At 58.0% G+C, this 10,945-nt stretch carries 13 protein-coding genes and 1 tRNA gene; all 14 read right to left on the reverse strand.

The window, feature by feature from the left end; genetic code table 11:
- Positions 1 to 46: 46 nt before the first annotated feature.
- Entirely contained in the window at positions 47 to 1,105 is a 1,059-nt protein-coding gene (nadA, locus tag ACW9JC_RS24920; RefSeq protein ID WP_338582618.1) for a quinolinate synthase NadA, read from the reverse strand.
- A gap of 271 nt (positions 1,106 to 1,376) precedes the next feature.
- Positions 1,377 to 1,452 (reverse strand) — tRNA-Lys (locus ACW9JC_RS24925).
- Between the two features lie 63 nt (positions 1,453 to 1,515).
- Positions 1,516 to 2,208 carry a 7-cyano-7-deazaguanine synthase QueC gene (queC, locus tag ACW9JC_RS24930; protein ID WP_457458290.1) on the reverse strand — a complete coding sequence of 231 codons (693 nt, stop codon included), beginning with the start codon at positions 2,206 to 2,208 and terminating at the stop codon, positions 1,516 to 1,518.
- 1 nt (position 2,209) lies between these two features.
- Complete coding sequence (gene queE, locus ACW9JC_RS24935; RefSeq protein ID WP_338582620.1) at positions 2,210 to 2,857, reverse strand: 7-carboxy-7-deazaguanine synthase QueE; 648 nt, start codon at positions 2,855 to 2,857, stop codon at positions 2,210 to 2,212.
- Between the two features lie 166 nt (positions 2,858 to 3,023).
- Positions 3,024 to 3,863 (reverse strand): tol-pal system protein YbgF, encoded by an 840-nt coding sequence (gene ybgF / locus ACW9JC_RS24940; RefSeq protein ID WP_338582621.1) that lies wholly within the window; start codon positions 3,861 to 3,863, stop codon positions 3,024 to 3,026.
- Positions 3,864 to 3,869: 6 nt separating this feature from the next.
- Entirely contained in the window at positions 3,870 to 4,367 is a 498-nt protein-coding gene (pal, locus tag ACW9JC_RS24945) for a peptidoglycan-associated lipoprotein Pal (protein ID WP_003178634.1), read from the reverse strand.
- A 52-nt stretch (positions 4,368 to 4,419) separates the two neighbouring features.
- Positions 4,420 to 5,700, reverse strand: a complete 1,281-nt coding sequence (tolB, locus tag ACW9JC_RS24950) for a Tol-Pal system beta propeller repeat protein TolB (RefSeq protein WP_416126405.1) — start codon at positions 5,698 to 5,700, stop codon at positions 4,420 to 4,422.
- A gap of 17 nt (positions 5,701 to 5,717) precedes the next feature.
- Positions 5,718 to 6,797 carry a cell envelope integrity protein TolA gene (gene tolA / locus ACW9JC_RS24955; RefSeq protein WP_338582623.1) on the reverse strand — a complete coding sequence of 360 codons (1,080 nt, stop codon included), beginning with the start codon at positions 6,795 to 6,797 and terminating at the stop codon, positions 5,718 to 5,720.
- The gene (tolR, locus tag ACW9JC_RS24960; protein WP_162135951.1) at positions 6,797 to 7,249 is read right to left on the reverse strand and encodes a protein TolR; all 453 of its coding nucleotides are present in this window, start codon (positions 7,247 to 7,249) and stop codon (positions 6,797 to 6,799) included. The genes tolA and tolR overlap by 1 nt, the downstream gene beginning before the upstream one ends.
- 23 nt (positions 7,250 to 7,272) lie before the next feature.
- Positions 7,273 to 7,968: a protein TolQ gene (tolQ, locus tag ACW9JC_RS24965; RefSeq protein ID WP_008147369.1), complete on the reverse strand. Its 696-nt coding sequence runs from the start codon at positions 7,966 to 7,968 to the stop codon at positions 7,273 to 7,275.
- Positions 7,958 to 8,425 (reverse strand): tol-pal system-associated acyl-CoA thioesterase, encoded by a 468-nt coding sequence (gene ybgC, locus ACW9JC_RS24970; protein ID WP_150717234.1) that lies wholly within the window; start codon positions 8,423 to 8,425, stop codon positions 7,958 to 7,960. The genes tolQ and ybgC overlap by 11 nt, the downstream gene beginning before the upstream one ends.
- 127 nt (positions 8,426 to 8,552) lie before the next feature.
- Positions 8,553 to 9,614, reverse strand: a complete 1,062-nt coding sequence (gene ruvB, locus ACW9JC_RS24975; RefSeq protein WP_150763668.1) for a Holliday junction branch migration DNA helicase RuvB — start codon at positions 9,612 to 9,614, stop codon at positions 8,553 to 8,555.
- Positions 9,615 to 10,223, reverse strand: coding sequence for a Holliday junction branch migration protein RuvA (ruvA, locus tag ACW9JC_RS24980; RefSeq protein ID WP_056852661.1), 609 nt, complete (start codon positions 10,221 to 10,223; stop codon positions 9,615 to 9,617). It lies immediately after the preceding gene.
- Positions 10,224 to 10,337: 114 nt separating this feature from the next.
- A complete protein-coding gene (gene ruvC / locus ACW9JC_RS24985) occupies positions 10,338 to 10,862 on the reverse strand; it encodes a crossover junction endodeoxyribonuclease RuvC (RefSeq protein WP_338582626.1) in 525 nt (174 codons plus the stop codon).
- Positions 10,863 to 10,945: the final 83 nt, after the last annotated feature.

Consider the following 10,945-nt stretch of genomic DNA (forward strand, 5'->3'; position numbering starts at 1 on the left):
AATCCCTGTAGGAGCTGCCGAAGGCTGCGATCTTTTGCTTTTGCTCTTAAGCGTTACCGGCCAGTTTCATCCGCGCCGCCTGAGTGAAATCAAGCATGCGTTTCAACGGGCGAATTGCCTGAGGAACCAGCGCCGGGTCGACGAAGATCTCATTCGTCCCTTCCTTCAAGCTCTTCAGCGTGCGCTCAAGCGTATTCATCGCCATCCACGGGCAGTGCGCGCAACTGCGGCAGGCCGCGCCGTTACCGGCCGTTGGCGCTTCAATAAACACCTTGTCGGGGCACAGCTGCTGCATCTTGTAGAAGATGCCGCGGTCGGTGGCGACAATCAGTGTCTTGTTCGGCAGGCTCTGTGCCGCTGCGATCAACTGACTGGTGGAACCGACGGCGTCTGCCAGCTCGATCACCGACGTCGGCGACTCCGGGTGCACCAGGATCGCTGCATCGGGATACAGCGCCTTCATGTCTTCGAGCTGCTTGGACTTGAACTCTTCGTGAACGATGCACGCGCCGTCCCACAACAGCATGTCGGCGCCGGTCTGGCGCTGGATATAAGTGCCCAGATGCTTGTCCGGGCCCCAGATGATGGTTTCGCCGTTGTCCATCAGGCTTTCGACGATTTCCAGTGCGCAACTGGAAGTCACCACCCAGTCCGCCCGGGCTTTGACTGCCGCCGACGTATTCGCGTAGACCACCACCGTACGCTCCGGATGCTGGTCGCAGAACGCCGAAAACTCATCGACCGGGCAACCCAGGTCCAGCGAGCACGTCGCTTCCAGGGTTGGCATCAGGATTCGTTTTTCAGGGGTGAGGATTTTTGCAGTTTCGCCCATAAACTTCACACCGGCGACCACAACGGTCTTGGCCGAGTGATCTCTGCCGAAACGGGCCATCTCCAGCGAGTCGGAGACGCAGCCACCGGTTTCTTCGGCCAGGGCCTGAATGACAGGGTCGCAATAGAAGTGAGCGACCAGCACCGCGTCCTGAGCCTTGAGCTCGGCAGCGATGGCGGCACGGTAGTAAGCCTCTTCGTCAGCGGTAAGCGGCTTGGGCTGCTTGGCATCGAGGTGGGCTTGAACCAGAAGGCGTTCGGAAATCTGCGTCATGTTCGCAAGACCTGCAGGCGCATTCGCGCGAAAGTCGAGTATACACCCGGCTCCGGACCCTTCAGGGTACCGCCGGGAAAGTGAGTATTCATCAGGCACGGACAGCGTTGAAGCTGGGCAAGGCTACAGAATATCCGGTGGATGCAAAAGATGATTCTGACCTGCGTCATGAAGTGCCACCCAAGGCCTGGGCAAACACAAATCGCGGGCAAAAAAAATCCGGAAATCCTCACTTGCGTGGGCCTTCCAGACTTTTAAAACTGCTTGAAAATGGTGGGTCGTGTGGGATTCGAACCTACGACCAATTGGTTAAAAGCCAACTGCTCTACCAACTGAGCTAACGACCCGCTGTGTGGTGGCGCGTATAATACTGATTTTTAAGGACTATTCAACACCTATTTTGAAATAAATCAAAAATAAGGTGTTGGGTCACTGATTCCGGCCGCGATAAAGCCTTCCGCCCGCAGTCGGCAGCTATCGCATTTACCGCATGCACGACCTTCATCATCGGCTTGATAGCAGGAAACGGTCAGGCCGTAATTGACGCCAAGCTTGGTGCCGGCCTGGACAATCTGCGCTTTGCTGAGGTTTTGCAGCGGCGCCTGAATGCGGAAGCCATTGCCCTCTACACCCGCCTTGGTCGCCAGATTGGCCATGCGCTCGAAAGACTCGATGAACTCGGGGCGGCAGTCCGGGTAGCCGGAGTAGTCCACGGCGTTGACGCCAATAAAGATGTCTCGTGCGCCAAGCACTTCAGCCCAGCCCAACGCCAGGGACAGGAAAACCGTGTTGCGCGCAGGCACGTAGGTGACAGGAATACCTTCGCCCAACTCTTCCGGAATATCGATGCTGCTGTCGGTCAGCGCCGAGCCGCCCATGCCGTTGAAATTAAGACCGATGACTTTGTGCTCGACCACACCCAGATCCCGGGCGACGCGTTCGGCGGCGTACAGCTCGGCGCGGGACCGCTGGCCGTAGTCGAAGCTCATGGTGTAGCAGCTGTAGCCTTCGGCGCGGGCCATGGCCACCACGGTTGCCGAGTCCAGGCCGCCGGACAGCAGGATGACCGCACGTTTTTCCGCAGTGTTCAGTTGTTCCGTCATATCAGCGCCCCGGCTCGTCATTCCAAAGATATTTATGCAGCTGTAATTGCAAGCGCACTGGCAGGTTGTCCGCCACCACCCAGTCAGCCAGGTCCCGTGCATTGAGATCATGGTGACTTGGCGAAAACAGCACTTCACCGGCACGCTTTTCCAGACCGTACTGGATCAACTTGGAGACCGACCAGTCATAGTCTTCCCGCGAGCAGATGACAAATTTCACCTGATCGTTGGGCGTGAGCAGCTCAATGTTTTCGTAGCGATTGCGGTGCGCTTCCTTCGACCCTGGAGTCTTCAAGTCGACAACGCGACTGACCCGGGAATCTACCGCCGAGATATCAATAGAGCCACTGGTTTCCAGTGACACTTCGTAACCGGCATCGCACAAGCGCTTGAGCAATGGGATGGCATTGGGTTGCGCCAGAGGCTCGCCGCCGGTGACACAGACATAACGCGGACGGAAACCGGCAACTTGCTCGAGGATATCGTCGAGGGTGCGAATTGTTCCGCCGGTGAAGGCGTAGGCGCTGTCGCAGTATTGGCAACGCAGAGGGCAACCGGTCAGGCGCACAAAAACAGTGGGCAGGCCAGCAGTCCGCGTTTCACCCTGCAACGAGTAAAAAACTTCGGTAATTCTCAATGTGTCTTGCATAGTCGCCACGGGCGTAACAGCTAAACAGGCTGTCCGCCTCCGTCAGGCACTTCAAGGAACCCCGGCAATGCGCAGATCCCAAAAAGCGTGTTTCATAAAAAGGGCGTGAATTCTAACGAAAAAACCCGCGACAAGCGCGGGTTTCTTCGAAACAGGTCAAGCAGCCTTACATTTTCTGCAGATCGCGCTGGGCCAACTGAGCGGCGGAAGTGCCCGGATACTGGGACACTACCTGCTGCAAAATGCCTTTTACCCGGTCGGTGTGACCCAGGCGGCGCTCTACATCAGCGAGCTTGTACAGCGAATCAGGCACTTTGGCGTGCTTTGGATACAGCTGCGAAACCTTGGCAAATGCCTGACCTGCACCTTGCAGATCGCCTTTGGCCAGGTTCACTTCGCCCAACCAGTACTGGGCATTGCCCGCGTATTGGCTGTTCGGGTATTTGCGCAGGAATGCGGCGAAAGCCTGGCTGGCCTTGTCGAAATCCTTGGCTTTGATCAGGTCGAAGGCAGCATCGTAATAGAGCTTTTCCTTCGCCGGATCTGCCGGTTCGCTACCCGCGGCGGGTGCTTGAGCGGCTGCCGCTCCTGCACTTGCGCCGGCTGCTGCAGCGGGGGCGTTCAAATCGCCACCGCCGGAAGAATTCTCAGGAGTCGCGGCTGGTGCAACGCCGGTTCCTATGCGCCGATCAAGATCCTGGTATCGCTCCAGGTTCTCTTGCTTCATGCGCGATACTTCATTTTGCAGAACTTCAATCGCACCTTGTTGGCGCTCGATCTGTTGCTGCATTGATTGCAGTTGGTTGAACAGCTCGCCCTGTGCCGAGACAGGGGCCGAAACCCCTCCCCCGGCATAGGCGCCGTTCGTACCGTAACCTGCAGGCGGATAACTGCTCCCGCTATTGTTATAGCCGGAGTCGTTATCGACCACAGGAACCGCAGCCCACGCCGCAAGCGGCGCGAGACTGAGAGCCAGAACAGTTACAGCACGACGGCACGTTCGCATGACGAATTACTTACGCAGTTCGACGCGACGGTTTTGAGCCCAGGACTGCTCGTCGTTGCCGGTAGCAACTGGACGCTCTTCGCCGTAGGAAACCAGTTCCAGCTGAGCTGGGGAAACACCTTGCAGTACCAGGTAGCGTTGAACGGCTTTCGCACGACGCTCGCCCAGTGCCATGTTGTACTCACGAGTACCACGTTCGTCGGTGTTGCCTTCCAGAACAACGCGAGCGCCGTTTGCTTTCAGGTCTTTGGCGTGAACGTCCAGAGCGCGCATGGCTTCTGGCTTCAGGTCCGAACTGTCGTATTCGAAGTAGAAAGTGGTGATTGCGCGCAGTGCAGCTTCTTCGCTCAGGGAGCCGTCAACTGCACCAGTGTTTGCGCCGTAACCAGCGTTTGGATCTACAGCGCCTTCACCGGCATTGTCGCCGCCTTTGGACGAGCAACCTACAGCTACAGCCATGGCCAGAGCCAGCGCAGCAAATTTACCAAACTTCAGCATTTCCATCGTGAAACTCCTAATGAACCCCAGTGTGTTAAGTAAAACGTATAGCGCCGCGTCAGTTCAGGTAAGGGGACCAGGAAGGTTCTCTGACTTCGCCTTGTGCGGTAGGAAGCGGGAGCCTTACGCGTCCATTGATGGACACGAGCATCAAGACTCCCCGGCCCTGCTGGCGGGTGGCGTAGATTACCATGGTGCCGTTGGGCGCAACAGTAGGCGACTCGTCCAGAGTGCTATCAGTGAGGATCTTTACACTACCGCGCTGCAAATCCTGAGCCGCCACTTTGAAATTGGTGAAACCATCCTGGCGGTGAATCATTACCAGGGTCTTTTCGTCTGCCGACAGTTTAGGGTTGGCGTTGTAGTTACCGACGAAAGTTACGCGCTCCGCACCGCCACCACCGACGCTGGTTTTGTAGATCTGCGGCTTGCCGCCACGGTCGGAAGTGAAGTAGATGGTCGAACCATCCTTGCCCCAGAACGGTTCGGTGTTGATGCCGGGACCGTTGGTAACGCGGGTGATCTGACGTGAACCGAGGTTCATCACGTAGATGTCCGGGTTGCCGTCTTTGGACAGCACGAACGCCAGGCGATTGCCATCCGGCGACCAGGCTGGCGCGCCGTTCAGGCCTTCGAAGTTGGTGATCTGCTCACGGCGACCGGTGTCGATGTTCTGCATGAAGATGCGCGGACGCTTCTGCTCGAACGAGACGTAGGCGATGCGCTTGCCATCCGGCGCGAAACGCGGCGACAGGATCGGCTCGCGCGATTGCAGCAGGGTCACGGCGCGCGCGCCGTCATAGTCCGAACGTTGCAGCGTGTAGCGAGTGTTCTTCTCGGAAAAACGCTCGGCCGTCACGTACAGCAGGCGAGTCGAGAACGCACCCTTGATGCCGGTGAGTTTTTCGAACGACTGGTCGGCGATGTAGTGCGACATGTCGCGCAGTTGATCGACGCCGCCCGACACGCTCCCGGTCAGCACTTGCTGTTCGGTAGCGACGTTGAACAGTGCGTATTGCACCTGCAGGCGACCGCCCGCCGGAACAATGCTGCCAACCATGACGTACTGGGCACCCAGTGCCTTGAAGTCACGGAAGATGATTTCGCTGGCCTGGCTAGGCTGGCTGATCATGTTCTGCTTTGGAATCGGCGAGTAGTAACCCGAGTTGCGCAGGTCGTTACCGATGATTTCAGCCATGTCGTCCGGCAGCACGCTGCCGCCCTGGTTGCCAAACGGCACCACCGCGATCGGAGTGGCCCGATCACTGCCGCTGGTGACCAGAATGTTTTTCTCATCTGCCATCGCCATTCCTGCCATGCAGCAGATAGCGATTAGCATTCCTCGAAGAAGGTTTCTCACGGGGCTAAATCCTCAGGCGTGAATGTCATCTTGAATGAACGATACGGAGCGAAATCACTCGGCTTCATTCCCTGCATTTCTGTCAAACGTCCAATATTCTTCACTGCCGCTACAGCAGACGCATCAAACGGACCGTCACCACTGGACTTGGCCACGCTGGCCGAAGTCACCGTACCGTCCGGCAACATGCCGATTTGCAGCACCACTGTCATACCTTTGCGTGCTGAAGGAGGACGAGCCCAGCCTTCCGCCGCACGAAGGCGAATCAAATCATCGAAACTGCCGGCGACTTCGTCACCCTGCTCATCTGCCAACGCCTGCTGGCGCTGCGGCGTGTCGGAAAGCAAATCGGCCAAGGCCTGGGCCTTTTTGTCTTCGGTAGATTTACGTGCCGCATCCTGCGCTTTCTTCTTCGCAGCATCGGCAGCAGCTTTCTTCTTCGCGTCTTCGGCGACTTTCTTCTTCGCCTCTTCAGCTTCAGCTTTCTTCTTGGCGTCTTCGGCGGCTTTCTTCTTCGCGTCTTCGACGATTTTCTTCTTCGCTTCTTCAGCGGCCGCTTTCTTGGCCTCTTCTTCAGCGGCTTTCTTGGCTTCTTCTTCGGATTTCTTCTTGGCTATATCAGCCAATTGTTTCTCTTCGGCCTTCTTGGCTTCGGCGGTCTTCTTCGCTTCATCGGCTTTCTTGGCTTCATCAGCCTTTTTCGCCTCATCCGCTTTCTTCGACTCGTCGGCCTTCTTGGCTTCCTCGGCCTTTTGAGCCGCTTCTTCTTTCTTTTGTTCCGCAGCCTTCACCGCTTCCTGCTCGACCTTTTTCTGTTCCAACTGTTCGACTTCGGTCTGACGCGCAGCAGATTTCTGCGCTTCACCCGCAATCTTCTGATTGGTCTGGGTGGTCGCCCGACTTTTCGATTTCAGCTGGTACAGGGTCGCCTGGACAATCGGCTTGGCCGGCGGCAGCTCCGGTGTGAAGGCAAAACTGACGAACAGCATGCCGAACACCAGCACGTGCAAGCCAATCGCCCAGACACTAGGCCAGAAGTAGCTTTCCGAGGCGGACGGCTCTCGCTGTTGCTGCATCAGGGCGCCTCGGTAATCAAGCCAACGTTACCGACGCCGGCTTTCTGCAACCCGCCCATGGCGCCCATGACGGAGCCATAGTCGACACTCTTGTCGCCGCGAATGAACACTTGGGTACGCTTGCCGCCTTCGTTGCCGACGCGAATGATCTTGGTCACCGCATCCGTCATCTGCGGCAGGGTCATGGCACGATCCTGCTGCTTCTCGGTGTCGACTTCGCTACCGAGGTTCCAGTAGTAGGTCTTGTCGGATTTGATGGAAATAGTCAGGACCTGGGTGTTGTTGTCCTGCGGCAAGGCTTCGCTGGAAACCTTGGGCAGATCAACTTTCACGCCCTGATTGAGCATCGGCGCAGTCACCATGAAGATGACCAGCAGCACCAACATCACGTCGATGTAAGGCACCACGTTCATCTCGGCGACCGGCTTGCGCTTTTTGCGAGCTCGAGCGATTAAAGCCATTGGAAATTACCTGCTTATTCTTCGCTGGTGTGCACTTTGCGGTGCAGGATCGCCTGGAATTCATCGGCGAAGGTGTAGTAACGGCCCAGCAGGGTTTCGCTGCGAGCAGCAAAACGGTTGTAAGCGATAACGGCTGGGATGGCCGCGAACAGACCGATCGCGGTAGCGATCAGTGCTTCGGCGATACCGGGTGCCACAGTGGCCAGCGTCGCTTGCTGGGCGGTCGCCAGACCGCGGAAGGAGTTCATGATGCCCCAGACGGTACCGAACAGACCGATATACGGGCTCACGGAACCGACGGTGGCCAGGAACGGCAGGCTTTGCTCGAGCTTTTCTTCTTCGCGGGAAATGGCAACGCGCATGGCACGGGCCACACCTTCCATCACCGCTTCCGGGTCAACGCCCGGTTGCTGGCGCAGACGGGAGAATTCCTTGAAGCCGGCGCGGAAAATCTGCTCGACACCCGAGTCCGGGTCCGGGTTGCTACCCGCCTGACGGTAAAGTTTGGACAGGTCGATACCGGACCAGAAGCGCTCCTCGAAGCTCTCCAGGGCACGTCGACCGGCGCGCAGCAGGTTGCTGCGCTGAAAGATCATGATCCATGAGGTCACCGATGCGGCTACCAGGATCAGCATTACCAGTTGCACCACGATACTGGCATTGCTGACCAGGCTCCACATGGAGGAATGGTCGACGACGTTAGCTTCCACGCTTTATCTCCTGCTTTGAGTGTGTACCCGCGCCGCTCACGTCGGCAAAGGCCGCTCGTAGAGCTTCGGGAATGGCCCGGGGTTTTAAACTTTCAGTGCGCACACAGGCCACCAGAAACTGCCCTTCGCAGAGCAGCGCATCATCCGTAGCCCGCCTGACCTGCTGCTTGAAGCGCAGGCTGACACGGTTCAATTCGATTACTTCAGCGCTTACCAGCAGTTCGTCGTCCAGTCGCGCCGGCGCGTGGTAGCGCGCTTCGCTGGAATGCACGACGAACAACAGGTCCTCCCCTGCCAGCTGCGATTGGGCAAAGCCCAGCTCTCGTAGCCGCTCGGTTCGAGCCCGTTCCATAAACTTGAGGTAATTAACGTAATACACGATGCCGCCCGCATCGGTGTCCTCGTAATAAACGCGACAACGATGTGCGAAAGGCTCAAGCCCGTTTTGCGCGCGCATACTCTAGTGCTTACTCCTCGGGTTGCCAATCCGGCCAGGCAACTGTTTTTCATTGTTCTGCGGCTTTCTCGCGAAAGTACGGTCCTAGGACAGCACAATGCCCGAAAATTCAGCCCGCAAAAGTTAATTAATCGTCCACGGCATCGAGAAACTCGTCTACCACGGGCATCTCGCCCAATCGTGACGGAATGTTTAAGCCGAAGTGCAGGTACGCATGCCGCGTCACCACTCGCCCGCGAGGGGTGCGCATGATGTAGCCCTGCTGAATCAGGTAAGGCTCCAGCACGTCTTCAATGGTGTGGCGCTCCTCACTGATCGCTGCAGCGAGACTGTCCACGCCTACCGGCCCGCCATCGAATTTCTCGATCATGGTCAGCAACAGGCGTCGGTCCTGATGATCGAAGCCACGTTCGTCGACATCCAGCAGGTTCAGGGCCAGGTCGGCAATCGGCTTGGTGATATGGCCCTTGGCACGAACTTCGGCGAAGTCGCGTACCCGGCGCAGCAAACGGTTGGCGATTCGTGGAGTGCCACGGGCACGCCTGGCGATTTCGAAGGCGCCTTCAGGGTCCAGCGGCAAGCCGAGGATATTCGCCGAACGACCGACAATCGTGGCGAGGTCGGCCGTGCTGTAGAACTCCAGGCGCTGGACGATGCCGAAACGGTCGCGCAGCGGATTGGTCAGCATCCCCGCTCGGGTGGTCGCGCCAACCAGAGTGAATGGCGGCAGATCGAGCTTGATCGAACGCGCGGCCGGGCCTTCGCCAATCATGATGTCGAGCTGGAAGTCCTCCATCGCCGGGTACAGCACTTCTTCGACGATCGGCGACAGGCGATGGATTTCATCGATGAACAACACGTCGTGCGGTTCAAGGTTAGTCAGCAGTGCCGCCAGATCACCCGGACGCTCAAGAACCGGCCCCGAGGTGCTTTTGATCGAGACGCCCATTTCCTGGGCGATGATGTTGGCCAGAGTGGTTTTACCCAAGCCCGGCGGACCAAAAATCAATGTGTGGTCCAGGGACTCGTTACGCCCACGGGCAGCCTGGATGAACAACTCCATTTGCTCGCGAACGGTCGGCTGGCCGATGTATTCGGCCAGGCTGACAGGACGAATCGCCCGGTCCTGGACTTCCTCGCGGTCACGGGGGGCGCCCGTGGCGGCGATCAGACGATCAGCTTCAATCACTTAGATCATTCCCTTCAGGGCACGACGAATCATGTCTTCACTGCTCAAGCCTTTCTCCTTGATCGCGGAAATCGCCTTGCTGGCTTCCTGCGGCTTGTAGCCCAGGGAAATCAGCGCGCTGACCGCGTCATTTTCGGCGGTGTTGACCGGCGCCGGCCCGTCCGGCTGGTTCGGCACCAGGGCAAACATGGCCGGCACGGTTTCCCAGGCCTTGAAGCGGTCCTTGAGTTCCACCAACAGGCGCTCGGCGGTTTTCTTGCCCACCCCCGGCACCTTGGTCAGCGCGGAAGTGTCCTGGGACTGCACGCAACGCACCAGCTCGTCGACTTCCAGGCTCGACATCAACGCCAGGGCCAGTTTCGGCCCCACACCATTGAGACGGATCAACTCGCGAAAAAAGTCTCGCTCGCGCTTGCCGACGAAGCCATAGAGTAACTGCGCGTCTTCGCGTACGACCAAATGGGTGTGCAGCGTCAGCGGTTCACCGACCGACGGCAAGCGATACAGCGTGGTCATGGGCACTTCAAGCTCATACCCCAGACCGTTTACATCCAGAATCAGATGCGGTGGCTGTTTCTCAGCCAGAGTGCCGCGCAAACGTCCAATCACGTTACAAATCCTTGAGCGTTGGCCAGTGCTGGGCCAGCGACTGACAGAGCAAGAGGTTCGTGCCGACAAAACAGGCGCAAAACCCTCATTCCAGAAAAATGATTGCTGATGCTATCAGAGACGCAGGCGCCCGCCACGACTGCGTGCCGCACCCAGGCCATGGGGCAACAGGCTGGAACGGGTGTGAGCATGGCAAATGGCGATGGCCAGGGCATCCGAGGCATCGATTTGTGGCTTGCTGGTCAGCTTCAACATATGCATGACCATCATTTGTACCTGCTCTTTATTGGCAGCTCCGGTGCCGACGACCGCCTGCTTGACCTGGGTCGCGGTGTACTCGGCAATTTCCAGGCTTTCTTCCGCACCCGCCACGATGGCCGCGCCACGGGCCTGCCCAAGCTTCAGGGCAGAATCGGCGTTACGGGCCATGAACACTTTTTCGATGCCCATGGTTACTGGCTTGTAGGTCTGGATAATTTCCCGCACACCGCGGTAGACGATCTGTAGGCGCTCAGACAGCTCGCCGGCACCGGTGCGGATACAGCCGGAGGCTACGTATTCGCAGCCACGGCCTGTATCACGAACCACGCCGTAACCGGTGATGCGCGAACCGGGGTCGATACCAAGAATTAAAGTCATAACGCCTGCGCAATTTGATGCGATGTCTGAGGGTACTGTAGGAGCTGCCGAAGGCTGCGATCTTTTAGCTCTTAAATCAAAAG

It is taken from the genome of Pseudomonas sp. SDO5591_S426 (genome assembly GCF_054070755.1).